Here is a 24,939-nt window from a genome sequence, read left to right on the forward strand (position 1 = left end):
CGCTCGGGGAGCGGGCCGAATCCGCTCCCTTATTCGTACCTTAGCGCGTGGATGGGGTTCGCCCTAGACACTTTCAGCGCATGGCCGGCGATCGTCCCGATGGCGATGGCGAGCGCGATCAGGCCGGCGAGCAGGAACGGCCCCGGCCCGAGCGCGATGCGCGCGTCGAAGGTGTTCAGCCAGTCGCGCATCACCCACCAGGCGACCGGCCAGGCGATGAGGTTGGCGAGGATCACCGGCTTGGAGAATTGCCAGGCGAGCAGCCGCACGATGTCGCGGCTGCGCGCGCCGAACACCTTGCGGATGCCGATCTCCTTGGTACGCCGCTCGGCGGTGAAGGCGGCGAGGCCGAACAGTCCCAGGCAGGCGATCACCACCGCCAGCAGGGCGAAGCCGGCGAAAGTCTGCCCCCGCGCCGCCTCCGTCAAATAGAGCTGCGACACCTGAGCATCCGCGAACTCGCCCTGGAACGGGACTTCGGGCACCAGCCGCCGCCAGACCAGCTCGATATTCTGGCGCACCATTTCCGGATTGGCCGAGCTGTAGCGGATGACGAGATCCGAATAGATGCCGCGGTCGAAGAAGATCATCGGCTCCACCGGCTCGCGGATCGAGCGGAAACGGGAATCGCCGACCACCCCGACGATGGTGGCGGGCGTGAGGCCCAGATCGTTGAACATGTTGACGCCGATCTGCTTACCCACCGCCTCGGCCGGGCCGCCGAGGCCCATGCGCCGCGCGGCGAGCGCGTTCACGACCACGTTGATGCCCCGCGCCACCAGCGCGCGCTGGGCCGGCTCGACCGCTTCGGCGGGCTCGTAGGGCGTCCAGGCATAGTCGTTGGCGAAGTCCCGCGAGAGATGGCGGCCGGCGAGCAGGCGGATGCCCATCGTCTCGGCGAAGTTCGGCTGGACCGAATACCAGCCGATCGTCAGCGGATCCTGGCGGCCGGGCACCTGGACCGACGTGTTGAGCACGCGGCCGCTGGCGACGGTGATGTTGGTGCCCGAGACGCTTTCGACGCCGTCGACGCGCTCGATCTCGCGGACCAGCGTCTCGGTGAGCGGGATCACGGCCGCGCGGGTCATGTTGCCGACCTGGATCAGGCCCTCGCGGGTGTAGCCGGGATCGGCGGTGCGGGCGAAGACCGTCTGGGCATAGACGATCGCCGTGCAGATGATGAGGCCGATCGACACCGCGAACTGGGCCACCACCAGCGCGTTGCGCAGCCGGCCGCTGCCCTGCGCGTCGGTGGAGGACTTGTTCGCCTTGAGAATATGCGCCGGCTGGAAGCGCGACAGATAGAAGGCCGGGTAGAGGCCGCCCGCCAGGCCGACCGCCAGCCACAGGCCGAGGATCGGGAGCAGGATGCCCTCCATGCCCCAATAGGTCAGCGATAGCTCGGACGCGAGGAAGGCGGAGAGATAGGGCAGCGCCAGTTCCACCAGCGCGACCGCGAGCAGCATCGCGAAGCCGGTCAGCAGCATCGATTCCCCGAGGAACTGGACGATCAGCTGACGCCGGTGCGCGCCCAGCACCTTCCTCAGCGCCACCTCTCGCGCGCGCTGGCTGGCGCGGGCTGTGGCGAGATTGACGAAGTTCACGCAGGCCATGCCGAGGATGAGGAGCGCCACCACGGCGAAGGTGAGGATCGTGCGGCGGTCGTTGCTCGGCCGCTCGATCGACTCGCTTTCCGCTTCGCTCAGGTGAACGTCGCGGACGTTGACGAGCCGCCAGTCGAAGGCGTCGCCCTCCCCCACCATAGCGCCGCCGACATTGCTGCGCGGGATGTTGCGCGCTTCCCAGGCGGGAAGCTGGCGATGAATGTCCTCCGGATCCGCGCCGGGCCGCAGCTTCAGATAGACGAAGCCGTTGATGCAGCCCCAGCTGCATTCGGTGATGTCCTGCTCGCTGATCCGCCCGACGAGGCCGAGATTGAGGTGGCTGTTGCGCGGAATGTCCTCGAACACGCCGGTGACGCGCAGTGCCTGCTGCTCGCCGCGCCGGACGGAGGTCACCTCCTCGCCGATGATGTCGATGCTGCCGAAGCGGTTCATCGCCTCGGTGCGGCTGAGGACGAGCGCGTCCATCCCGGCGAGCGCCGTCTCGCGGTCGCCGCGCAGGAACGGGATCTGGAGGATGCGGAAGAAGTTCTCGTCGGTCATCGTCATCGGCGCGAACGTCGCCTCGCCGTCGCGCAGGAAGACCGGCGTGGTGGTGTCGGCGCGGGCGATCGCCTCGATCTGCGGGAAATCCTTGGCCAGGGGCTCGGCGACGGCGCCGTGCGTCGCCTGCAGCACGGTGACTTCACCGGTCTCCGGATCGGTGTTGACCGACTGCACCTGATAGACCCGTTCCGCGTCGGGCAGCCACGCGTCGTAGCTCGTCTCGTAGCGGACGTAGAGGAGGATCAGCAGGCAGGCGGCGAGGCCGATCGCCAGGCCGACGATGTTGATGAAGGCGTAGGTCTTGTTCTTGGCCAGCGCCCTCAGGCCGACGACGAAATAATTGCGCCACATGGTCCGTCTCCCCTTGGTCTCGTCATTCGTATCTGAGTGCGTGGATCGGGTTCGACCGCGCGACCTTCAGCGCGTGGCCGGCGATCGTGCCGACCGCGATCGCGAGGGCGAGCAGGCCGGCCATCACGAAGGGGCCGGGGCCAAGGTCGATCCGCGCGTCGAAGGTGTTCAGCCAGTCCCGCATCAGCCACCAGGCGACCGGCCAGGCGATCAGGTTGGCGATCACCACCGGCTTCGAGAATTGCCAGGCGAGCAGCCGCACGATGTCGCGCGACCGGGCGCCCAGCACCTTGCGGATGCCGATCTCCTTGGTCCGCCGCTCGGCGGTGAAGGCGGCAAGGCCGAACAGGCCGAGGCAGGCGACGATCACCGCGAGCAGCGCGAAGCCCGCGAAGGTCTTCGCCCGCGCCTCCTCCGCGTCGTAGAGCTCGGCGACGATTTCCTCGCTGAACTCCGCCTCGAACGGCGCGTCGGCGGCGAAGCGCTTCCACACCTGGCCGATCCGCTCGCGCAGCGCCGCCGGGTCGGCGGTGTCGTAGCGCACGACCATATGGCTCATGCCGAGGTCCGACAGGCGGTAGGCGATCGGATCGAGCGGCTCGCGGACCGAGCGCAGCCGCGCGTCCTTCACCACGCCGACGATGGTGATCGGGACGACGCCCCCCGCCTCCGGACTCACCATGAACATGCGGTAGGTCTTGCCGACCGCCTCCGCCGGGTTCTGGTAGCCGAGCCGGCGCACGCCGAGCTCGTTCAGGACGACGTTCACGCCCCGCGCCACCAGCGCCCGCTCCGCCTCGAGATCGGCGGGGAACGGCAAAGTGGCGTCGTCGGCGGGGCGGCTCTTGTCGAGCAGCCGGCCGGCGATCAGCTCCATCCCCATCGTCGGCATGAAGCCGTCGTCGATCGCATAGCCGTGCATGCCCACCGGCTCGGTGCGGCCCGGCACCTGGACGCCGAGCACGCTGATGTTGCCGGTGGCGATGCCGAGCCCGGTGCGGCCGACCGACGTGACGCCGTCGAGCCGCGCCACTTCGCGCGCCAGCGCCTCCGACACCGGCGCGACCTGGCGCCGGTTGAGGCCGCCGATCTGGATCAACCCTTCGCGCTGGTAGCCGGGATCGACGGTGCGGGCGTGGACCGTCTGGCCGTAGACCACGGCGGTGCAGACGATGAGGCCGATCGACACCGCGAACTGCGCGACGACCAGCGCGTTGCGCAGCCGTCCCGATCCGCCCGGCTCGGCGGTCGACTTGTTCGCCTTCAGCACCTGGGCGGGCTGGAAGCGGGACAGGTAGAAAGCCGGATAGATGCCGCCGGCCGCGCCCACCAGCACGACCAGCACCGCGATCGGGAGCAGCATCCCCCCGCCGCCGACATAGCGCATCTGGAGATCGGCATCGAGGAAGGCGGACAGGAGCGGCAGCACCAGCTCCACCAGAGCAAGGGCGAGCAGCATCGCGACCGCCGCGACCAGCACCGATTCCACCAGGAACTGGGTCATCAGCTGCTTGCGGGTCGCGCCCAACACCTTCCTCAGCGCCACCTCGCGGGCGCGCTGGCTGGCGCGGGCGGTGGCGAGATTGGTGAAATTGACGCAGGCCATGCCGAGGATCAGCACCGCGATGATCGCGAAGGTGACGATCGACCGCTCGTCATTGCCCGGCGCCATAGCGCCGCCCTGCGCGGCGCCCAGATGGACGTCGCGCACGTTGACGAGATGCCAGTCCGCGATGTCGCCCTGGTTCAGCGTCTGGTCGCCGAACGTCTGGTCCGGGATGTTGCGCCTCTCCCATTGCGGCAGGTCGGCGCGGATCGCCTCCACGTCGGTGCCGGGGCGCAGTGCGACGTAGTTCCAGCCGCCCAGATTGCCCCATTGGGTGAGGAAGGAGGGGTTTTCCGCGAAATAGCTGGTCGGATCGAAGCGGATCGCCATGTTGAGGCGAAGGTGCGAGTTTCTCGGCAGGTCGCGGATCACGCCGGTCACGCGATGGTCGATGCTCTCGCCGCGCAGGACGATGGTGAGGGTGCGGCCGACCGGGTCCTGCTCTCCGAAGAAGCGGCGCGCCTGGGTCTCGTTGATCACCACCGATCCGGGGCGGGCGAGCGCCGCGGCGGGATCGCCGCTGACGAGCGGCAGCTGCAGCACGTCGAACAATCGGTCGCTGGCCAGCACCGCATTCTCGACCGCCAGCGCCTCGCCGTCGATCATCACCACCGGCGACGCGCCGAGCAGATAGACGTGCCCCGCGATCTGCGGATAATCCTTCTTCAGCGCCTCGCCGGCGGCGAAGGCGGACATCTGATTGTCGTCCACCTCGCCCGTGTCCGGATTCTGCCAGCTGTTCTGGACCTGGTAGACATTCTCCGCATTGGGCAGCCACGCGTCGTAGCTGCGCTCGTAGCGGACGTAGAGCAGGATCATCAGACAGGCGGCGAGGCCGATCGCCAGGCCGACGATGTTGATGAAGGCATAGGTCTTGTTCTTGGCGAGCGCCCTGAGGCCGACCGTCAGATAGTTGCGCCACATGGCTCTTCTCCTATTCGTAACGCAGCGCGAAGGCGGGGCGGGTGCGCGAGGCCCTGAGCGCGTGGCCGCCGACCGTCAGCACCGCGATGAGGAGCGCGAGCGCGCCGGCGCCGAGAAACCAGCCGGCGTGCAGGTCGATGCGCTGGCCAAAGCCGTTCAGCCAGTCGCGCATCAGCCACCAGGCGACCGGCCAGGCGATCAGATTGGCGAGCAGCACCGGGCGGCTGAACTGCCAGACCATCAGCTTGACGATGTCCGCGTCGCCCGCGCCGAACACCTTGCGGATGGCGATCTCCAGCCGCCGCCGTTCGATCGTGAAGGCGGCGAGGCCGAACAGCCCCAGGCAGGCGATCAGGACGGCGAGGGCCGCCGCCAGCGCGAACACCTGCCCGCGCACCGCGTCGCCGTCATAGAGCTGCGCCAGATCGTCCTCGACGAAGCGGGCGTCGACCGGCACGTCCGGCACCACCCGCCGCCACGCCGCCTCGGCCGCCTCGCGCATCGCCGCCGGGTCCGAGGAGGAAACGCGCAGCACCAGTTTGCCGAGCCCGAGCCCGAAGCGGCGGTACATCAGCGGCTGCACCTCTTCGCGCAGCGAGCCGAAGCGCACGTCGGAGACGATGCCGACCACGGTGGCCGGCACCGGCCCCTCCTCGATCAGATCGGCGCTGAGCTCCGCCCCCAGCGCGGCGCGCGGATCGGCGAAGCCGAGGCGGCGGGCGGCGGTCTCGTTCAGGACGACGTTCATGCCGCGCGCGAGCAGCTCCGCCTCGTCCGGCGTCATCGGGTTGAAATCGACGCTGCCGTCGTCCCTGGCGAACCGGTCGGAGAAGGTGCGGCCCGCCACCAGCGGGATGCGCAGCGTCTCGAAGAAGCCGTAGTCGACGGAGGGGAAGCCGATCTTCTCGTCGCGCGTGCGGCCGGCCAAGCGGACGCTCGTCGAGCTCTTGTCCTCGTCGCCGGGCACGATCCCGGCATAGGCCGCCGCCTCCACGCCGGGGATCCGCTCCATCTCCCGCTTCAGCGCGTCGCGCGACGCGGCGAGACCGGGATGGACGCCGTGGAAGACGAGCATGTTCTCGCGCTGATAGCCGGGGTCCGACACCCGCGCATACATGGTCTGGGCGTAGACCACGGCGGCGCAGACGATGAGCGCGATCGACACCGCGAACTGCACGACGACCAACGCGCCGCGCGGCCGCCCGGAGCCAGATGCGCCCGGCCCCGCGCTCGCCCGCAGCACGCGCGCGGGATCGAAGCGGGACAGGTAGAATGCCGGATAGGCGCCGCCGATCGTACCAACGACGAGGATCAGCAGCAGCGCCGGAAGCAGGAGCCCGCCCGCGCCGAGATAGGAGAAGCCGAGCTCCAGCCCGAGCAACGCGTTGAAGTGCGGCAGCAGCAGTTCGACCAAGGCGAGGCCGATGACGGTGGCGAGGCCGGTGAGCGCCATCGCCTCCGCGAGGAATTGCGCCACCAGTTGCGGCCGGGTGGCGCCGAGCACCTTGCGGACGCCCACCTCGCGGGCGCGCTGGCTCGCGCGGGCGGTGGTAAGATTGGTGAAGTTGACGCAGGCGATGACCAGGATCAGCAGGGCGATGACCGAGAAAGCGCGCACCGCCAGCGGATCGCCCTGCGGCCGCATCGTGCCGTCCACCGCCGGGCCGAGGTGGAGATCGACCGCGCGGACGAAGCCGAAATCGAGGAAGTCGTCGGTGCTCTGCCCTCCATCACCGGGATCGGGCGGCAGGTTGCGCGCTTCGAACTCCGCCATGCGCGCGTTCAGCGCGGCGACGTCGGCGCCGGGCCGAAGCTTGCCGTAGACATAGCCGGCATGGGCGCCCCAGGCGGTGAGGAAATAAGGGACCTCGATGTCCGGATTGAAGCGGGCGATCATCTGCAGCGCGAGATGGCTGTCCGGCGGCACGTCGGCGATCACGCCGGTGACCCGCAGCGCCTGGTCCCGGCCGTAGCGGTTGACCATGATCGTGCGCCCGATCGGATCGGCGTCGCCGAAATAGCGCAGCGCCTCGCTCTGCGTCAGCACCACGCTCGACAGGTCGCGCAGCGCGCCGGCCTTGTCGCCGCGCACGAACGGCAGATCGAAGACTTCGAAGAAGTTGGGATCGGCCCAATAGACGTCCGACCAGCGCGGCTCGCCCTCATGGACGATGGCGGTGCGCGCCTTCATCATCCCGACGACCTGCTCCAGTTCCGGAAATTCGCGGCGCACCGCTTCGACCGCGACCCGGGGCGCCATGGCGCTGGTGCGCCTGTCCCCGTCGGGCGGGTTGATGGTGGATTGGAGCTGCACGATCCGGTCGGCGCTCGGCAGCCAGCGGTCGTAGCCGGTTTCGAACCGCACGTAGAGGAACACCATCACCGCCGCCGCGATGCCAAGCGCGAGGCCGGCGACGTTGATGAAGGCATAGGACCGGTGCCGGAGCGTGGCCCGCAGCCCGACGGTGAGATAGTTGCGCCACATCTTGCCGTCCTCCCATGCGTGAAGGGGCGGCTACGGCCGCCCCTTCCTTGTTTTCATTCGTATCGAAGCGCCGTGATCGGATTGGATCGGGCGACCTTCACCGCGTGACCGGCGATGGTGCCGATCGCGATCGCGAGGGCGAGAAGGCCCGCCAACAGGAAGGGACCGGGCCCAAGGTCGATCCGCGTGTCGAACGTGTTGAGCCAATCGCGCATCAGCCACCAGGCGATCGGCCAGGCGATCAGGTTGGCGATGATCACCGGCTTCGAGAACTGCCAGGCGAGCAGCCGCACGATGTCGCGCGAGCGGGCGCCCAGCACCTTGCGGATACCGATCTCCTTGGTCCGCCGCTCGGCCGTGTAGGCGGCGAGGCCGAACAGGCCGAGGCAGGCGACGATCACGGCCAGCAGCGCGAAGCCGGCGAAGGTCTGCGCGCGGGCCTGCTCCGCCGTATAGAGTTCGGCGACGATCTCCTCGCTGAAGTCCGCCTGGAACGGTGCGTCGGTCGCGAAGCGCCGCCAGGCCTGCTCCACGTCGTTCCGCACCCGCTGCGGTTCGGACGACTGGTAGCGGACGAGCAGGTGGGTGAAATAGTCGTCGGCCAGCCGGTAGACGATCGGCTCGATCGGCGTGCGGATCGACCGGAAGCGGCTGTCTTCCACCACGCCCACCACGGTGACCGGCACCAGCCCGAGATCGGGGCCGACAAGCGCCGCGCGAAGCTGCGCGCCGACGGCGTCCGCGGGGTTCTGGAAGCCGAGGCGCCGGGCCGCGAGTTCGTTGATCACCACGTTGGCGCCGCGCGCGGCGAGCGCCCGGTCCTGCGCATCGCCCTCGCCCGGCCGCGAGTTGGAGCTGTCGTCCATCGGGCGGCCCTTCTCCAGCAGGCGGCCGGCGATGCGGTCGATGCCCATCGTGCGGAAGAAACTTTCGTCGACACGGTAGTTGCCGAGGCCGACCGGCTCCGTCCGGCCCGGCACGTAGACGGCGGTGTTCATCACATTCTGGGTGGCGACGCCGATCGTGGTGCGCGCGACCGAGGTCACCCCGTCGATCCGCTCGATCTGGCGGGCCAGAGCCTCGGACTGCGGAGCGATCTGCCGCCTGCCGATGCCGTCGACCTGCAGGATGCCGTCGCGCTCGAACCCCGGATCGGCGGTGCGGGCGTGAAGGGTCTGCGAATAGACGATGGCGGTGCAGATGATGAGGCCGATCGACACCGCGAACTGGGCGATGACGAGCGCGCCGCGCAGCCGTCCCGATCCCGCCGCTTCGGCCGACGACTTGTTGGCCTTGAGCACCTGGGCCGGCTGGAAGCGCGACAGGTAGAAAGCGGGGTAGAGGCCGCCCGCCGCCCCGACCAGCAGCACGAGCACCAGGATCGGAAGCAGCATGCCGCCGGCACCGAAATAGGTCATCCTGAGATCGGCTTCGAGGAAACGCGAGAGCGCGGGCAGCAGCAATTCCACCATCGCCAGCGCGAGCAGCATCGCCATGCCCGCCACCAATACGGATTCGGTGAGGAACTGGGTCATCAGCTGCTTGCGGGTCGCGCCCAGCACCTTGCGCAGCGCCACTTCGCGGGCACGCTGGCTGGCGCGGGCGGTTGCGAGATTGGTGAAGTTGACGCAGGCCATGCCGAGGATCAGCAGCGCGACGATGGTAAAGGTCACGATGGTGCGCTGATCGTTGCCCGGCCGCATCGATGCGTCCTGCGCGCGGCCGAGATGGACGTCCTGCAGCGCGGTCAGCCGCCACTCGCTGTTCTCGCCCGGATTGATCGTCTGGTCGCCCACCGTCACGGGAGCGATGTTGCGCCGTTCCCATTCGGCCATGTCGGCGTTGATCGCAGCGACGTCGGTGCCGGGGCGCAGCTTCAGGAAGACCCAGCCGGAAATGTTGTTCCAGTTGGTGATGAAGCCCGGATCCTCGGCGAAGAACTGGCCCGGATCGAAGCGCACCGCCATGTTGAGGCGGAGGTTGGAATTGCTCGGGATCTCCCTGAACACCGCCGTCACGCGATGATCGACATGGTTGCCGCGGATGACGAGCGTCAGCGTCCGCCCCACGGCCTCGGTGGTGCCGTAGATGCGCATCGCCTCCTTCTCGCTCAGCGCCACACTGCCCGCCTGGGTGAGCGCGCTGCGCGGATCGCCGGCGAGGAGCGGCAGTTCGAGGATGTCGAACAGGTTGGCGTCCACCATCACCGCATTCTCGACGGCGAGCGCCTCGCCGCCGCGCAGCACCACCGGCGAGGAGGCGAGCGCGTAGACCCGCCCTTCGATCTGCGGGAAATCCTTCTGCAGCGCCGGACCGGCGGCATAATGGGTCATCTGCAGCGCCCCTTCCTCTCCGGTGTCCGGATTCTGGAAGAAGGTCTGGACCTGATAGACGTTCTCGCTGTTCGGCAGCCACGTGTCGTAGCTCTTCTCATAGCGGACGTAGAGCAGGATCATCAGGCAGGCGGCGAGGCCGATCGCCAGGCCGACGATGTTGATGAAGGCATAAGTGCGGTTCTTCGCCAGCGCACGAAGGCCGACGGTCATATAATTGCGCCACATGAGACGATCCCTCGCTCTTGTCAGTCGGCCGGGCGCGCGGCGGAACGCCGGGCGACGACCTTGATCTCGGTGATGCCCCCCTCGGGCACGAGGCGATCGACATCGATCGCCGTCCACGCCGGATAAGGCGCGGAAACGAAGCTCTTGTGGACCACCGACATCGGCTCGAGCTGCGCGGCGACGTCGGTGTGGTAGCTCGTCATGTCCACGACATCGTCCCAGCTCGAGCCCGCCCGCGCCAGGATCGCGCCGATCTGGCGATAGGCGCGCTCATAAGCCGGGCCGAGATCGCTCTCCCCGGGGGCGAGGCCGACGACGACGCCCGACACGAAGACGAGGTCGCCGGCGATCACCGCGTCGGAATAGCCGTAGCGCTCCTGAAAGGCGCGGCCCTGGGGATGCTCGGACATCAGCACCGTCGCGTCGGTCCTGGCCGGCTCCGCGGCGAACGCGAGGCCGGGATGAAGGCCGAAGACGATGAGCAGATAGAGGCCGATCTTCCTTCCGCCGGCGGAGCTTTTGCCGGCAAGCGCGGCCGGCGCCTTCCGGTCGGTGCGCTCCTTCCGAACCGCGCCGGCCGGCTCGGCGCCGCCGCCGGAAAGGCGACGGTCCCCGGTCATGCCGCCCGGCGCCGTTCTTGGAGGATGCGGCCGTCCAGCATGTTCACCACCCGGCCCGCATAATCGGCATGGGCCGGCGAGTGGGTGACCATCACGATGGTCGAACCCTCGGCGTTGAGCTGCTGGAGCATCTTCATCACTTCCTCGCCATGCTGCGTGTCGAGGTTGCCGGTCGGTTCGTCGGCGAGGATGAGGTTGGGGTTGGCGACAAGGGCCCGGGCGACGGCCACGCGCTGCTGCTGTCCGCCGGACAGCTGGCTTGGACGGTGCTTGGCGCGGTGGGCGATGCCCACCTTGTCCATCACCTCGTCGACCCGGGAGCGCCGCTCAGCCGCGGGGACATCATGGTAGAGCAGCGCCAGCTCGATATTCTCACGCACCGACAGCTCGTCGACCAGATTGAAGCTCTGGAAGATGAAGCCGATATTCTTCTTGCGGAAATCGGCGAGCTTGGCCTCGGGCATTCCCGCCACTTCGGTGCCGTTGAAGACGTAGGACCCGCTGGTCGGGCTGTCGAGCATCCCGATCACGTTCAGCAGGGTCGATTTGCCGCAGCCGGACGGGCCCATCACGGCGACGAATTCACCGTCCGCCACGTCGAGATAGATGCCGTCGAGGGCAGTGGTTTCGATCGTGTCCGTGCGGTAGACCCGGGACAAATCACGCATGCTCAGCATCGGCTCGCTCCTTCTTAGTTTCTGAGGTCCAGCCGATCGCGTTCGGCGAAACCGGTATAGGGGGAGGTGAGGACCCGCTCGCCGGGATCGAGCCCTTCGAGCACCTCGATATATTCGGAATTGCGGCGGCCGAGGCGCACCTGGCGCTTCACCGCCTGGCCGCCGTCGGGCGTCACCACGAACACCCAATTGCCGCCGGTTTCGTTGTAGAAGGCGCCGTTGGGGATCAGCAGCGCCGGCGTCGGATCGCCCAGCGTCAGGCGGATCTGGAGCGTCTGGCCGCGCTGCAGTTCCCGCGGCTCCTGGCCGTTCTCGAACGTCAGGTCGACCTCGAAGGCGCCGTTGGTCACCTGCGGATAGATTTTGGAGACGCGCAGGCGATAGCTCTGCCCGCCATATTCGGCGGTGGCGACCTGGCCTTCGGCGACCCGGCCGAGATAGAATTCGTCGACCTGCGCCACCAGCTTGTTGCGGCCGGCGCTGTCGATCTGGCCCAGGCGCTGGCCGCGGTTCATCGACTGGCCGACCTGGATGTTGAAAGCCGTCAGCTGCCCCGTCACCGGCGCGCGCAGGTTCAGCGCCTCGAGGTTGGCGCGGGCGATGTCGAGACTGCCGCTCAGCGAAGCGGCGGAAGCGCGCAGCTGGGCAAGCTGAGTGGACTGCAGCCGCTCGTCGATGGCGCGCTGGCGGCGCAGCACTTCGGCGCGGTTGCGATTGGCTTCATATTCGTCGCGGCTGTCCGCGAGCATCCGGCCAGCGACATAGCCCTTCTCGGCGAGCGGCCGCTGCACCTCATATTGGCGCCGCGCCTTGTCGGCGGCGAGCTGCGCCTCGATGAGGGCGCGCTCGTTGGCGAGGCGGGTCTGGTTGAGCGCCAGCTCCTGGCTGCGCATCGAGTTGATCTGCTGCGTGACCTCGGTCTGGCGCGCGAGCAGGTTGAGCTGCAGGTCGGAATTGGACAGGACCGCGAGCAGCTGGCCCTGCTGGACCATCGCGCCGTCCTCGACCAGCACCTGCTCCACCCGGCCGCCCTCGACCGCGTCGAGATAGACGGTGACGAGCGGCGTCACCCGGGCGCGCAGCGGAAGGAAGTCGTCGAATCGGCCCTGCGTCACCGTCGAGATGGTCACCCGCTCGGCCGCGACCGTCTGGCTGTTGGCGTCCGGCGCCATCGTGTAGAAACCGGCGGCCGCCGCGACAGCCAAGGCGGCGCCGATGCCGATCTTGACCGGCTTCGACAGGCCCTTGCGCTCGACCACGCGGTCCATCGCGCCGCCGCTCTGCGGGCCGCTTTCCACCTTTTCGATACGAACAACGCTCATTCCAAACTCCCTCCGGAAGCCGGATCAGCAAACATCGTGCCAGCCGGGACCCGTTGAGGCGCGCACGTCGCGGGCGGTCCGAACTGTCCGTTTCCGGACATCGGTGTCCGCCCGCGAACAGCGAAGGTCAAAGCGCCTGGCCCGAAAGCGGGGCCGCCGCGATGCGGACCGGGGCGGGCGCCTCCTTGCCGGCGACGGCGGCGACCGGAGCCACGCTCGCGAAGGTCAGAAGGCCGGAAACGACCAGGCCCAATGCGAAGGTGAAGGTTTCGAATTTACCCATTGCTCTTCTCCCTGAATGCGAATTCCCCTGTTGCCCCCCCTTGTTCACGAGCCGTGCCAAACGGCCTCCGGCGCGGAAATCCGCCGTTTTCCGGAATAGGGGAAGCGTATGGGATGTCCGCAGGCGGACAGTTTCGTCCGCTTTCGAACGTCCGCTTCCGGACAGTGGCACGGATATTGATTGTGCGGCGGGGAAGATGGAAAAGGAGTGGGCCGTGGACCGGGTGACATCCTTCAAGAAGTGCATCGTCGTCGATGACGATCCGGACATCCTGTTGTCCGCGCGCCTGCTGCTGCGCGACCTGTTCCAGGACGTCGCCACCTTCCAGGAACCGCAGGAGGCGCTGGCCGCGCTCGACCAGGCGCTGCCCGACGTCATCCTGCTCGACGCCAATTTCGGGCGCGGCGCGACCAATGCGGCCGAGGGCTTTCACTGGCTAGCCGAAATCCTGAAGCGGGACCCGCGCGCGGTGGTGGTGATGATCACCGCCCATGCCGGCATCCAGACGGCGGTCGAGGCGATGAAGCGCGGCGCCACCGACTTCATCTCAAAGCCCTGGTCCAACGAACGGCTGCTCGCCACCGTCCGCACCGCCGCGGCGCTGCGCAACTCGCGCGAGGAGGCGGTGACGGAGCGCAAGCGCGCGGCCGTGGTCAGCGCGCCGGTGGCGGGCGGCGAGACGCCGCTGCTCGGCCGCTCGCCCGCCATGGCACGGGTCTATTCGCTGATCGAACGGGCCGCGCCGACCGACGCCAACGTCCTGATCCTGGGCGAAAACGGCACCGGCAAGGAACTGGTCGCGCGCGAGCTGCACCGCAAATCGCGCCGCGCGGACAATGTGCTCGTGTCGGTCGACTTGGGCGCGGTCACCGAGAATCTGTTCGAAAGCGAGCTGTTCGGCCATGTGAAGGGCGCCTTCACCGACGCGCGCGGCGACCGGATCGGCCGGCTTCAGGCCGCCGACGGCGGCACGCTGTTCCTGGACGAGGTCGGCAACCTGCCGCTCCATCTCCAGCCCAAGCTCCTCACCGCGCTCGAGCAGCGGCAGGTGATCCCGGTCGGCGCCAACCGGCCCGTGTCGATCGACGTGCGGGTGATCGCCGCCACCAACATGGCGCCCGACCAGCTCTCCGACGAACATCGCTTCCGGCAGGATCTGCTGTTCCGGCTTAACACCGTGGAGATCGAGCTCCCGCCGCTGCGCGAGCGGCGCGAGGACATCCCGCTGCTCGTCGATCATTTCGTCGCGGCTTATTCGAAGAAGTACGGCAAGCCCCAGCGGCGGCTGCCGCCGGACGTGGCGGCGGCGCTCCAGGCCTATGACTGGCCGGGCAACGTCCGCGCGCTCCGCCACGCCGCCGAGCGGGCGGTGATCCTCGCCAATGACGAAGCGTTCAGCGTCGAGGATTTCTCCTTGTCCCGCGCGATCCCCTCCCGCCCCGCCGCCGCCGCGCCGCAACCGGCCCCGATCGGCGGCGACCTCAACCTCGAGCGCGCCGAGAAGCAGATCCTGGAACAGGCGCTGAAGAAGCACGGCTACAACATCTCGCTCGCCGCCCAGGAACTCGGCCTCACCCGCGCCTCGCTCTACCGCCGCATGGACAAGCATGGGCTCTGAGCCTTCCCTTGGCTGGAAGAGCTCCGCCTGATGGGCTTTCGCTCCCGCTTCGCGCTCGGACTGGGGCTGCGGCTGGGCCTGCTGCTCCTGACCGCCTTCGCCTTCGTGCAAACGCTCAGCATCCCGGGGCTTGGCGCGGCGCGGCTGGTGGCGGCGCTGATCTGCCTCGGCGCGGCGGCGGCGCTGTGGCGCTTCATCCAGCGCACCAATGTCGAGCTCGCCCGCTTCATCGAGGCGGTGCGGTTCGGCGACCTCAGCCAGGGCTTCAAGCGGCGCTTCGAAGGCAGCGGCTTCGCCGAGCTGGGCGAGGCGCTGGACGAAGGCATCCGCAAGCTCCGCGACGAGCGCCACAACCTGTCGGACGCCAACCGCTTCTACGAGGCCGTGCTGGACGATGCCCCCACCCCGCTCCTCACCGTAGACGAGGAAGGTCGGGTGGAACTCGCCAACAAGGCGGCGCGACGGCTGCTCGTTCGGCATCAGGGCGTGCGGCCCGAGGATTTCGCCGAATATGGCGATGCCTTCGCCAAGGCGCTGGCCGGCGGCGCGGTCGGGCGGCCGCGGCTCGTGCCCCTGATGATCGACGGCGTGCCGCAGACCGCGATGGTGTCCGCGGCCGTCGTTCACCGTCTTGGCGGCCTCGTCCGCGTCGTCGCCGTCCAGCCGATCCAGGGCGAACTCAATGCGGTCGAGATCGCCGCGCAGAGCGATCTCGTCCGCGTCCTCACCCACGAGATCATGAATTCGATGACGCCCGTCACCTCGCTCGCCCATTCGGCGGCCGACCTGATCGCCAAGGTCGACAAGGGCGGCGACCCCGACATCGCCGACGCACGCGCGGCGGTGGAGACGCTCGCGCGGCGCGCGGACGGCGTGATGGGCTTCGTCGAAAGCTATCGGCAGATCAGCCGCGCCCCGGAAGTGCGGCGGCGCATGTTCGAGGTGAAGCCCTGGGCGCTGGAGCTGGAGGCCCTGTTCCGCGCAAGCCCGGCCGGCGATCAGGCGGAGTTCGCGCTGTCGGTGGAGCCGGAGGCGCTTACCATCGATTGCGATCCGGACCTGATGTGCCAGGTGCTGCTCAACCTGCTCAAGAACGGCGCCGAGGCGGCGCGGAGCCATTCGGACGCGCCGCGCATATCGCTCGCCTTCACTCGCGCCCGCTCGGGCCGTGCCCAGATCGAAGTGTCGGACAACGGGCCCGGCGTACCAGAGGCGCTGCGGCAGGACGTCTTCCTCCCCTTCTTCACCACCAAGGCGAAGGGCACCGGCGTCGGCCTCAGCCTCGCCCGCCAAGTCATCCTCGCCCACCGCGGCGCGATCACGATCGACGCCGGCCCCGATGGCGGCGCCCTGTTCCGGATCGTGATCTAAGTTCGGGAAACTCCTTGGGGTATCCGCACAACCGGTGGGGTGTTCAGGCGCTTTGACCTTCTCCCCTGCCTCCCAAGCGCTCCGCAAGAGCCTTCACCTGGCCGCGAATGTCCGGGACGGCGACGATTTCCCAGAAGGCGCCGCGTGTCATCGGGCCGATGGCGTAGAGGGTTTCCGACGGTTCCCCGTCGGCGCCGATCGCGCGGAAGTCGGCGTCCACGTCGATGCCGATGCGGAGGGGATCGGGGCGGATGCGGCCGCTTGCGATCAGCGCGTCGAGCAGGGGGTCGCCGGCGCGCGCGATGTTCGGTTCCGGGCCGGTGCAATTGACGATCCGCGCCGCTCGCAGCCGCTCGCTCGACGCGGCGCCGCGCGGCCGCCATTCGACGCTGCCGTCGGCCGCCGCCGCGACGATGCGTCCGGCGGCGAAGCGCAGGCGTCCGGCCGCTTCCATCTCCGCGATGCGCGCGGCGATCGACGGTGCGATACGGTGGCGGTGGACGTCCCACCAGGGGCGCAGATGCCTCAGGAACCGGCGCCGCTCCTCCAGCGGCGCCTCCGCCCAGAGGCGCTGGGTGACTGGGCGCAGCTGGTCCACAGCCGCGCGCCAGCCGATCCCTTCCGCCGCCCGCCGCACGGCGCGGGTGAGCGCCGCGCAGGTCGCCGGCGGCTCGCCCCCGAGCGGCGGGACCGGCGCCATCATCCGGTGCGCGCGCGGCGCAAGGCCGCGGCGGGACAGTGCCAGGATGCGCCCGCCGAAGCCCTTCGCGTCCAGCGTGAGGGCGGCGTCCACGGCGGTGAGGCCGGTGCCGATCAACAGCACGTCGTCCTGATCATTGAGGCCGTCGGCGAAATCGCCGGCCCAGGGATCGGGGACGTAGATGCCCGGCAGCTCCGCCTCGGACAGGCCGCGCAAAGGGCCCGGCGGGAAGTTGCCGACCGCCAGGACCACGGCGTCGGCGTCGATCCTGCGCCCGCTCTTCAGCACCACCTGCTCGCCGGGAAGGATGTCGCGCGCCTCGTCGCGCACGATCTCGATCCGGTCTCCCGCGTCGGCGAGCAGCTGTTCGACATAGCTGCCATAGAGGCGCCGCGGCGCGAATTCGTGGGGGGCGCCGCCATGTCCGGCGAACCAGTCGGCGAAATGATCGGGCGCGTCCGGAAAGGCGCTCATCTTGGCGGCGGGGACGTTGAGCAGATGCTCCGGCCGCGCCGTCCCATAGGCGACGCCCCGCCCCGGCGCTCCTTCGCGTTCGATCAGGACCACGCGCGTCACGCCGGCGCGGACGAGCTGGATGGCCTGGAGCGTTCCCGAAAAGCCGCCGCCGACGACCGCGGCCGTCTTCAAGCCTCCGCCTCCGCCAGCGCCTCGGCCGGGATGGCGTCGGCGAGGGTGAGGTTGTCGAGGATACGCGCGGTCTCGTCCCGCACCATCAGCATCACGCGGTGCAGGCGGCACTTCTCCTCGTCGATGCAGTTGCGGCAACGTTCATAGGCCTGCCGGCTCGCACAAGGCAGCAGGCCCAGCGAACCGCGGGTGAGGCGCACCAATTCGCCATAGCTGATCTCGGCCGGCGGCTTGGCGAGCCAATAGCCGCCGTCCCGCCCGCGCATCGTCTCCACGAGGCCCGCCCGGCGCATGCTCGACAGCATCACGGTCAGGAACTTTGGCGGGATGTTCTGCGCCTCCGCGATCTCCGCGAGCTGCACCGGCCCTTCGCCGTAGCGATCGGCGAGGTGGAGCAGCGCGCGAATTGTATACCGCGTTCGTTGAGAAAGCATATGGGCCTCATGAACCTGTCCAGGCCCGATGGCAACAGGGTCAAAGGAAGGTGCCGGCCGCCCACCAGGCCAGTCCCGCCAGCGCGGCCCCGGCGATCACCTGCAGCGTCCCGACCCGGAAGCGGAACACCGCCACCAGCGCCGCCGCCGTGAGGACCAGCGCGGGCAAGTTGAGGGTCGCGAGAACCGGCACGTCGACGCTGAGACCGAAGCCGCGATATTCGACCACCTCCCCGAACAGGGCATGGAGGCCGAACCAGATGGCGAGGTTCAGGATCACGCCGACGACGGCGGCCGTGATTGCCGTCATCGCCGCTCCGAGCGCGCGGTTGCCGCGCAGCCGCTCGCTGAACGGCGCGCCGAGGAATATCCACAGGAAGCAGGGCATGAAGGTGACCCAGGTCGCGAGGATGCCCCCCAAGGTCCCGGCCAGCAGCGGGTCCATTCCGCCCTGGCGCGCGGCGCCCATGAAGCCGACGAACTGGGTCACCATGATGAGCGGCCCAGGCGTCGTTTCCGCCATGCCGAGCCCGTCCAGCATCTCGCCGGGCCGAAGCCAGCCGTAACCTTCGACCGCCTGCTGGGCGACATAAGCCAGGACCGCATAGGCGCCGCCGAAGGTCACCACCGCCATCTGCGAGAAGAAAAGGCCGATGTCCGCGAACACGTTGCCGCGGCCGAGGAACGCGAGCAGCAGGACGACCGGCGCCAGCCACAGCAGCAGGAAGGCGGCCGAGATGCGCAGCGAATGGCGCAGGTCCGGCCGCGCGTGTTCGGGGACGTCCTCGCCGAGCCAGCTGTCCGCATCGGCGACGCCGCCGCCGATCGGCCCGTGCCCGCCGCCGGGCGCGAAGGCGGCCGCGCCGCTCCTGCCGCCCAGCCAGCCGATCAAAGCGGCGGCGAGGATGATGATCGGAAACGGCACGGCGAAGAAGAAGATGGCGATCAGCGCCGCGGCCGCGATCCCCACCATCACGCCGTTGCGCAGCGCCTTGCCGCCGATCCGCCGCACCGCGTCGAGCACGATCGCCAGCACCGCGGCCTTGAGGCCGAAGAACAGGGCCGCGACCGGCCCGACATCGCCGACGATCGCATAGAGCCAGGACAGGGCCATGATCGCGACGAAGCCGGGGAGCACGAACAGCCCGCCCGCGACGAGGCCGCCTTTGGTGCGGTGGAGCAGCCAGCCGATATAGGTGGCGAGCTGCTGCGCTTCCGGCCCCGGGAGCAGCATGCAATAGTTGAGGGCGTGGAGGAATCGCTCCTCCCCGATCCACTTCTTCTCCTCCACGAGGATGCGGTGCATCACCGCGATCTGCCCGGCGGGACCGCCGAAGCTCAGCAGCGCGATCCGCCACCAGACGGCCACCGCCTCGCCGAAGGGAATCTCGCGCCGCTCCATTGCCTTCGCTGTGCACAGGCGCCCGCCGATTGCCAAGCCCCGGCGGGCGGCACATAGTGACGGCGCCTCTGGGAGGGCGCTCCATGTTCGAATATTTCAGCATATTGTCGCGTGCGCGGGAATTGGCTCCGCACGGTTATTGCCTTTTGTGGCAGCCGGAGCTGGTCTGGACCCACGTCATAGCCGACGCGCTGATCGCCGCCGCCTATTTCTCGATCCCGATCGCGATCGTGCGCTTCGTGACGGGCCGCAAGGACGTCGCCTTCAGCTGGATCTTCTGGCTGTTCGCCCTGTTCATCGTCGCCTGCGGCACCACCCATCTGATGAGCATCTGGACCTTGTGGAATCCGGATTACGGCTGGGAAGCGCTGATCAAGGTGGTGACGGCGATCGCGTCGGTCGGCACGGCGATCGTGCTGTGGCCGCTCATCCCCAAGGCGCTCGCCATCCCCTCCCCGCTGCAGCTCAAGGAAGCCAATGCGGAGCTCGGCGCTCGCGTGCGGGAGCGCGACGAGGCGCTCGCCCAGCTCCGCCGCGAGATCGCGGAGCGGGAGCGCGCGGAGGCCGCCCTCGTCCAGGCGCAGAAGATGGAGGCGGTGGGGCAGCTGACCGGAGGCATCGCCCACGACTTCAACAACCTGCTGCAGGCGGTCGCGGGCTCGCTGGAGCTGATTGCCCGCGGCCCCGGCGATCCGGCGCGGGTAAAGCGCCTGGCCGAGCGCGGCCTCCAGGCGGCGGAGCGGGGCACCCGCCTTACCGGCCAGCTGCTCGCTTTCTCCCGCGTCCAGCGGTTGGACCTGCGGCCGGTGGCGGTGACGCCGCTGGTCGAAGGCATGCTCGATCTCCTCTCCCGCTCGCTCGGCTCCGGGATCGCGATCCGCACCGAGCTGGACGACGGCGGCGCGGCGGTGCTGGCGGACAAGACGCAGCTCGAACTCGCGCTCCTCAACCTCGCCATCAACGGCCGCGACGCGATGGCGGACGGCGGCGTCCTCACCATCGCGACCCGCGCCAGGCCTGCTCGCGACGGTTTCCAGGACGGCACCGTCGAAGTCGAGGTGCGCGACACCGGCTGCGGCATGCCGCCGGAGGTGATCGAGCGCGCCTTCGAGCCCTTCTTCACTACCAAGGGCGTGGGCAAGGGCACGGGTCTTGGCCTCTCAATGGTCTATGGCGTCGCGCGCCAGTCGGGCGGCGAGGTACGGATCGACAGCCGCGAGGGCGAGGGAACGACGGTGACGATCGAGCTGCGCCGCGTCGCCGCCCCCGCCGCCGATCCGGCGCCGGAAGCCCGGGCGGAAGGCCCGCTGCCGGAGGGAAACGGCCAGACGGTGCTGGTGGTGGACGACGACGAGGATGTGCGGGCGACCATCCGCAATTCGCTGGAAGCGCTCGGCTACCGGGTGCGCGACGCGAGCGGCGGTCCGCAGGCGCTGGCCATATTGGCGGTGGAAGCGCCGGCCCTTTCCATCTTCGATTATGCGATGCCGGAAATGTCCGGTGCCGATCTCGCACGGGAAGCCGCCGTCCTGCGCCCCGGAATGCCGGTGATCTTCGCCAGCGGCTATGCCGAAACCGGCGTGCTGGAACGCACGCTCGGCGGCGAGACACCGATCCTTCGCAAGCCCTTCGCGGTCGGCGAGCTGGCGGATCTCGTCGCGGAGATGCTGAAGCGGGCCGGTCAGCCCCGGGCGGTGTAGCCGGCCAGGATCTCGCACGCCCAGCGCGCCGCCGTCAGAGCGGTGACCTCCCCCACGTCGCGCCCCGGATCGAATTCCGTGAGGTCGACCAGGCGGACGCGCGGATCGGCGGCAAGGAGGCGCGCGGCTTCGAAGAACATATCCGCGCTCATCCCGCCCGGCCGAGCGCCCGGCGCGCCGGGGCATTGCGCGCGGTCGATCACGTCGATGTCGAAATCGACCATCAGGGCGGCGCAGTGGCCGAGCCGCGCGCGGGCCGCGTCCAGCACCGGCGCGATCCCCTGCCGCTTCACCTCGGCGATCGTCCAGACGCCGATGCCCGCGTCGCGGGCGATGCGGTGCATCTCGGCCGTGTTGGCGAAGGGCGCAAGGCCGATCTGGCAGATGTTGGCGCCGGGAAGCCCGTCCTCCAGCAGCGCGCGGACGGGATTGCCGTTCATCAGCCCCTCTTCCGTCCCCCGCAGATCGAAATGCGCGTCGAGCGTGATCAGCCCCACCTCGCCGATCGGCACGCCGAGACCGTGCGCGGCCGGCCTGGTCACCCCGTTATGGCCGCCGACGAGCAGCGTCAGGCCATGCGCCGCCGTCGCGGCCGCGACCGCGTCGCGGACCGGCGCGAAGCCGTCCTCCGGCGACATTCCCTGGACCGGCACGTCGCCATGATCGCGGATGGACAGTTCGATCTCGCCGCCGGTTTCGACGTCGTAGGTGCTGAACCGCTTCAGCGTCTCCCGCAGCACGCCCGGCGCGCGGTGATAATCGGCCGGATTGACGGATCGCGCGTCCATAGGCGCCCCCACCAGGGCGATGTCGGCGTCCTTAGCGTCGGTGAAGAGGTCGGTGATGCGGGGCCAGCTCATGGCTTTGACCCCTACAAGGCCGCGTGCCATTAGGCGAGCCATGTGGGACCGCCTGCTGATCGACTGCAACATCGCCACCATGGACCCGGCCGTTCCGGCGCCGTTCGGAGCGATCGAGAATGGCGCCATCGGCATCGCCGACGGCCGCATCGTCCGGGTCGGACGCCGCACCGAGCTGGCGGGGAACCGCGCGCGCGAGGTGGTGAAGCTCGACGGCGCCTGGGTGACGCCCGGCCTGATCGATTGCCACACCCACCTCGTCTTCGGCGGCAATCGCTCCGCCGAGTTCGAACAGCGGCTGGAAGGCGCGAGCTACGAAGAGATCGCCCGCGCCGGCGGCGGAATCGTCTTCACCGTCCGGGCGACCCGCGCCGCATCGGCCGAGCGGCTCGCCGAAGCCGCGCGGCCGCGGCTGGAGGCGCTGATGCGCGGCGGCGTCACCACCGTCGAGATCAAGTCGGGCTATGGGCTCGACACCGACAGCGAATGCGCGATGCTTCGGGCCGCCGCGCGCCTCGGCGCCGAGCATCCGGTGCGGGTCTCGCCCACCCTGCTGGCGCTTCATGCGCTGCCGCCCGAATATAGGGACAGGCGCGAGGACTATCTCCACCTCGTGCTCGACGAGATGATCCCGACGGTGGCGGAAGCCGGTCTCGCGGATGCGGTGGACGCCTTTTGCGAAGGCATCGGCTTCACGCCGGACGAGGTGCGCGCCTTGTTCGAATGCGCCTCCTCCCACCATCTGCGGGTGAAGCTCCATGCGGAGCAGCTCAGCAATCTGAACGGGGCGGCGCTGGCGGCGGAATATGACGCCTTGTCCGCCGATCATCTCGAACATGCCGACGAAGCGGGGATCGAGGCGATGGCCCATGCCGGCATGGTCGCCGTGCTCCTGCCCGGCGCCTTCTATGCCTTGTCGGAGACGAAGAAGCCGCCGGTCGAGCTGCTCAGGAAGCACAAGGTGCCGATGGCGGTCGCGACCGACTGCAATCCGGGCACGTCGCCGGTGCTGTCGCCGACCTTGATGCTCAACATGGCCTGCACCCTCTTCCGCCTGACCCCGGAGGAAGCGCTGGCCGGCATGACCCGCAACGCCGCCAAGGCCCTGGCGCTGGAGGACGAGATCGGCACGATCGCCCCCGGCAAGGCGGCGGACCTGTGCGTCTGGAACGTAGAGCGGCCCGCCGAGCTCAGCTACTGGATCGGCCATCCGGGTCCCGTCCGGCGGATCGTGGCGGGGGTGGATGCCTGACCGTGAACGTCATTCCGGCGAAAGCCGGAATCCCGCTGCCTTTGACGAAAGAGAGATTCCGGCTTTCGCCGGAATGACGAGGGGCTAGAGAAGCCGCATGCACAACCGACGCGACAACAGCCGCCGCATCGTGGCGCCGACCGGGACGGAGCTCAGCTGCAGGAGCTGGACGACCGAGGCGGCGCTCAGGATGCTGATGAACAATCTCGATCCCGGCGTCGCCGAGGCGCCGGAGGAACTGGTCGTCTATGGCGGCATCGGCCGCGCCGCGCGCGACTGGGCGAGCTACGACCGGATCGTCGAGACGCTGCGGCGGCTGGAGGAGGACGAGACGCTGCTGGTCCAATCGGGCAAGCCGGTCGGCGTCTTTCCGACCCACAAGGACGCGCCGCGCGTCCTCATCGCCAATTCGAACCTGGTGCCGAAATGGGCGGACTGGGCGCATTTCAACGAATTGGATCAAAAGGGACTGATGATGTACGGCCAGATGACGGCCGGATCGTGGATCTACATCGGCACCCAAGGCATCGTTCAGGGCACCTTCGAGACCTTCGTCGAGATGGGCCGGCAGCATTATGGCGGCGATCTCAAGGGCCGGTGGATCCTGACCGCGGGGCTCGGCGGCATGGGCGGCGCGCAGCCGCTCGCCGCGGTAATGGCGGGCGCGCACTGCATCGCAGTCGAATGTCAGGAGAGCCGGATCGAGAAAAGGCTGGAGACCCGCTATCTCGACCGCCGCGCCACGAGCATCGACGAGGCGCTGGAGATCATCCGCACCGCCGAGGCGCCGACCTCGGTCGGCCTGCTCGGCAACGCCGCCGAAATCCTGCCCGAGATGGTCCGGCGCGGCATCCGGCCCGACGCGGTCACCGACCAGACCTCGGCCCACGATCCGGTGAACGGCTACCTGCCGCTCGGCTGGACGGTGGAGAAGTGGTACGAGATGCGCGAACGCGCTCCCGAAGCCGTCGAGGAAGCCGCCCGCAGCTCCATGGCGGTCCATGTCGAGGCGATGCTCGCCTTCCGGGAGCAGGGCATTCCGGTGTTCGATTATGGCAACAACATTCGCCAGGTGGCGAAGGACGCGGGCGTGACCCACGCCTTCGATTTCCCGGGCTTCGTCCCGGCCTATGTCCGCCCGCTCTTCTGCCGCGGCATCGGGCCGTTCCGTTGGGCGGCGCTGTCCGGCGATCCGGAGGACATCTACCGGACCGACGCGAAGGTGAAGGAGCTGATCCCCGACGATCCCCACCTCCACCGCTGGCTCGACATGGCGAAGGAGCGGATCGCGTTCCAGGGCCTGCCGGCACGCATCTGCTGGGTCGGCCTGGGACAACGTCACCGGCTCGGCCTCGCCTTCAACGAGATGGTGGCCAGAGGCGAACTCAAGGCGCCGGTCGTGATCGGCCGCGACCATCTCGACAGCGGCTCGGTCGCGAGCCCCAACCGCGAGACCGAGGCGATGAAGGACGGCTCCGACGCGGTGTCCGACTGGCCGCTGCTCAACGCCCTCCTCAACACCGCCAGCGGTGCGACGTGGGTGTCGCTCCACCATGGCGGCGGCGTCGGCATGGGCTATTCCCAGCATAGCGGCATGGTGATCGTCGCCGACGGCAGCGAAGATGCGGCGCGGCGGTTGGAGCGGGTGCTGTGGAACGACCCCGGCACCGGCGTCATGCGCCACGCCGACGCCGGCTATGAGGAAGCGATCGCCTGCGCGCGGGAGCAGGGGCTCGACCTGCCGATGGTGGGGAGATGAGGGCGGCGTCGTCAGTCCCTTCCCCCCTTGCGGGGGAAGGATACGGAGCCTTGGCGACGAAGGAGCCTAGGCGGAGTTGGATGAGGGGGGGCGCTGCGCAGCAGCGCCGGGGGGGGGCGGGGGGGAAACACCACCCCCCCCCCCACCCTTCCCCAGGGGGGGGGGGGCGGAGAGGGGGGCGCTCCCCCCCCCCACCAC

General features: G+C 69.1%; 17 protein-coding genes. 5 read left to right on the forward strand and 12 right to left on the reverse strand.

Features of this window, described 5'->3' with window-relative positions:
- Positions 1-29: 29 nt before the first annotated feature.
- The 8 genes from ACK4K7_RS07625 to ACK4K7_RS07660 form a co-directional block, all read right to left on the reverse strand.
- Positions 30-2,519 (reverse strand): ABC transporter permease, encoded by a 2,490-nt coding sequence (locus ACK4K7_RS07625; protein ID WP_431864882.1) that lies wholly within the window; start codon positions 2,517-2,519, stop codon positions 30-32.
- A gap of 22 nt (positions 2,520-2,541) precedes the next feature.
- On the reverse strand, positions 2,542-5,049 hold the full coding sequence (locus ACK4K7_RS07630; RefSeq protein WP_431864884.1) for an FtsX-like permease family protein: 2,508 nt from the start codon (positions 5,047-5,049) through the stop codon (positions 2,542-2,544).
- A gap of 10 nt (positions 5,050-5,059) precedes the next feature.
- Positions 5,060-7,534 carry an ABC transporter permease gene (locus tag ACK4K7_RS07635; RefSeq protein ID WP_431864885.1) on the reverse strand — a complete coding sequence of 825 codons (2,475 nt, stop codon included), beginning with the start codon at positions 7,532-7,534 and terminating at the stop codon, positions 5,060-5,062.
- A 53-nt stretch (positions 7,535-7,587) separates the two neighbouring features.
- Positions 7,588-10,095 (reverse strand): ABC transporter permease, encoded by a 2,508-nt coding sequence (locus ACK4K7_RS07640; protein WP_431864886.1) that lies wholly within the window; start codon positions 10,093-10,095, stop codon positions 7,588-7,590.
- Between the two features lie 20 nt (positions 10,096-10,115).
- A complete protein-coding gene (locus ACK4K7_RS07645; protein ID WP_431864887.1) occupies positions 10,116-10,715 on the reverse strand; it encodes a Rid family hydrolase in 600 nt (199 codons plus the stop codon).
- Positions 10,712-11,392, reverse strand: a complete 681-nt coding sequence (locus ACK4K7_RS07650; protein ID WP_431864889.1) for an ABC transporter ATP-binding protein — start codon at positions 11,390-11,392, stop codon at positions 10,712-10,714. The genes ACK4K7_RS07645 and ACK4K7_RS07650 overlap by 4 nt, the downstream gene beginning before the upstream one ends.
- A gap of 14 nt (positions 11,393-11,406) precedes the next feature.
- A complete protein-coding gene (locus ACK4K7_RS07655; RefSeq protein ID WP_431864891.1) occupies positions 11,407-12,714 on the reverse strand; it encodes an efflux RND transporter periplasmic adaptor subunit in 1,308 nt (435 codons plus the stop codon).
- A 127-nt stretch (positions 12,715-12,841) separates the two neighbouring features.
- Positions 12,842-12,997, reverse strand: a complete 156-nt coding sequence (locus ACK4K7_RS07660; protein ID WP_431864892.1) for a hypothetical protein — start codon at positions 12,995-12,997, stop codon at positions 12,842-12,844.
- 196 nt (positions 12,998-13,193) lie between these two features.
- Here ACK4K7_RS07660 and ACK4K7_RS07665 point away from each other — a divergent pair, with 196 nt between their 5' ends.
- Together ACK4K7_RS07665 and ACK4K7_RS07670 are read left to right on the forward strand one after the other, a co-directional pair.
- Positions 13,194-14,615, forward strand: coding sequence for a sigma-54-dependent transcriptional regulator (locus tag ACK4K7_RS07665; RefSeq protein ID WP_431864894.1), 1,422 nt, complete (start codon positions 13,194-13,196; stop codon positions 14,613-14,615).
- A 30-nt stretch (positions 14,616-14,645) separates the two neighbouring features.
- A complete protein-coding gene (locus ACK4K7_RS07670; protein ID WP_431864896.1) occupies positions 14,646-15,986 on the forward strand; it encodes a sensor histidine kinase in 1,341 nt (446 codons plus the stop codon).
- Between the two features lie 43 nt (positions 15,987-16,029).
- Here the strand turns inward: ACK4K7_RS07670 and ACK4K7_RS07675 are convergent, their stop codons facing one another.
- From ACK4K7_RS07675 to chrA, 3 genes are read right to left on the reverse strand one after another with little or no spacing between them, the layout of a single operon-like run.
- Positions 16,030-17,334: an FAD/NAD(P)-binding protein gene (locus ACK4K7_RS07675; protein WP_431864898.1), complete on the reverse strand. Its 1,305-nt coding sequence runs from the start codon at positions 17,332-17,334 to the stop codon at positions 16,030-16,032.
- Entirely contained in the window at positions 17,331-17,768 is a 438-nt protein-coding gene (locus tag ACK4K7_RS07680; RefSeq protein WP_431864899.1) for an RrF2 family transcriptional regulator, read from the reverse strand. The genes ACK4K7_RS07675 and ACK4K7_RS07680 overlap by 4 nt, the downstream gene beginning before the upstream one ends.
- A 40-nt stretch (positions 17,769-17,808) precedes the next feature.
- The gene (gene chrA, locus ACK4K7_RS07685; protein ID WP_431864901.1) at positions 17,809-19,170 is read right to left on the reverse strand and encodes a chromate efflux transporter; all 1,362 of its coding nucleotides are present in this window, start codon (positions 19,168-19,170) and stop codon (positions 17,809-17,811) included.
- Positions 19,171-19,253: 83 nt separating this feature from the next.
- On the opposite strand from chrA, the gene ACK4K7_RS07690 reads away from it, so the two are divergent.
- The gene (locus ACK4K7_RS07690) at positions 19,254-20,870 is read left to right on the forward strand and encodes an ATP-binding protein (protein ID WP_431864903.1); all 1,617 of its coding nucleotides are present in this window, start codon (positions 19,254-19,256) and stop codon (positions 20,868-20,870) included.
- Here the strand turns inward: ACK4K7_RS07690 and ACK4K7_RS07695 are convergent.
- The gene (locus ACK4K7_RS07695; protein ID WP_431864905.1) at positions 20,852-21,730 is read right to left on the reverse strand and encodes an arginase family protein; all 879 of its coding nucleotides are present in this window, start codon (positions 21,728-21,730) and stop codon (positions 20,852-20,854) included. The two genes, ACK4K7_RS07690 and ACK4K7_RS07695, sit on opposite strands and share 19 nt — an antisense overlap.
- Positions 21,731-21,770: 40 nt before the next feature.
- On the opposite strand from ACK4K7_RS07695, the gene hutI reads away from it, so the two are divergent.
- Positions 21,771-22,982: an imidazolonepropionase gene (gene hutI / locus ACK4K7_RS07700; protein ID WP_431864907.1), complete on the forward strand. Its 1,212-nt coding sequence runs from the start codon at positions 21,771-21,773 to the stop codon at positions 22,980-22,982.
- A 97-nt stretch (positions 22,983-23,079) separates the two neighbouring features.
- A complete protein-coding gene (gene hutU / locus ACK4K7_RS07705) occupies positions 23,080-24,741 on the forward strand; it encodes a urocanate hydratase (protein WP_431864909.1) in 1,662 nt (553 codons plus the stop codon).
- Positions 24,742-24,939 lie beyond the last annotated feature (198 nt).

This window comes from Allosphingosinicella sp., from assembly GCF_046295735.1.
In the GTDB taxonomy this organism is placed as follows: domain Bacteria; phylum Pseudomonadota; class Alphaproteobacteria; order Sphingomonadales; family Sphingomonadaceae; genus Allosphingosinicella.

Bases quoted from the DNA above. Each gene is read 5' to 3' on its own strand.
- ACK4K7_RS07650 (WP_431864889.1), bottom strand. From the start codon at position 11,392: ATGCTGAGCATGCGTGATTTGTCCCGGGTCTACCGCACGGACACGATC.
- ACK4K7_RS07695 (WP_431864905.1), bottom strand. From the start codon at position 21,730: ATGAGCTGGCCCCGCATCACCGACCTCTTCACCGACGCTAAGGACGCC.
- ACK4K7_RS07660 (WP_431864892.1), bottom strand. From the start codon at position 12,997: ATGGGTAAATTCGAAACCTTCACCTTCGCATTGGGCCTGGTCGTTTCC.
- hutI (WP_431864907.1), top strand. From the start codon at position 21,771: ATGTGGGACCGCCTGCTGATCGACTGCAACATCGCCACCATGGACCCG.
- ACK4K7_RS07665 (WP_431864894.1), top strand. From the start codon at position 13,194: ATGGAAAAGGAGTGGGCCGTGGACCGGGTGACATCCTTCAAGAAGTGC.
- chrA (WP_431864901.1), bottom strand. From the start codon at position 19,170: ATGGAGCGGCGCGAGATTCCCTTCGGCGAGGCGGTGGCCGTCTGGTGG.
- ACK4K7_RS07635 (WP_431864885.1), bottom strand. From the start codon at position 7,534: ATGTGGCGCAACTATCTCACCGTCGGGCTGCGGGCCACGCTCCGGCAC.
- ACK4K7_RS07625 (WP_431864882.1), bottom strand. From the start codon at position 2,519: ATGTGGCGCAATTATTTCGTCGTCGGCCTGAGGGCGCTGGCCAAGAAC.
- ACK4K7_RS07645 (WP_431864887.1), bottom strand. From the start codon at position 10,715: ATGACCGGGGACCGTCGCCTTTCCGGCGGCGGCGCCGAGCCGGCCGGC.
- ACK4K7_RS07640 (WP_431864886.1), bottom strand. From the start codon at position 10,095: ATGTGGCGCAATTATATGACCGTCGGCCTTCGTGCGCTGGCGAAGAAC.
- ACK4K7_RS07690 (WP_431864903.1), top strand. From the start codon at position 19,254: ATGTTCGAATATTTCAGCATATTGTCGCGTGCGCGGGAATTGGCTCCG.
- hutU (WP_431864909.1), top strand. From the start codon at position 23,080: ATGCACAACCGACGCGACAACAGCCGCCGCATCGTGGCGCCGACCGGG.
- ACK4K7_RS07670 (WP_431864896.1), top strand. From the start codon at position 14,646: ATGGGCTTTCGCTCCCGCTTCGCGCTCGGACTGGGGCTGCGGCTGGGC.
- ACK4K7_RS07680 (WP_431864899.1), bottom strand. From the start codon at position 17,768: ATGCTTTCTCAACGAACGCGGTATACAATTCGCGCGCTGCTCCACCTC.
- ACK4K7_RS07630 (WP_431864884.1), bottom strand. From the start codon at position 5,049: ATGTGGCGCAACTATCTGACGGTCGGCCTCAGGGCGCTCGCCAAGAAC.
- ACK4K7_RS07655 (WP_431864891.1), bottom strand. From the start codon at position 12,714: ATGAGCGTTGTTCGTATCGAAAAGGTGGAAAGCGGCCCGCAGAGCGGC.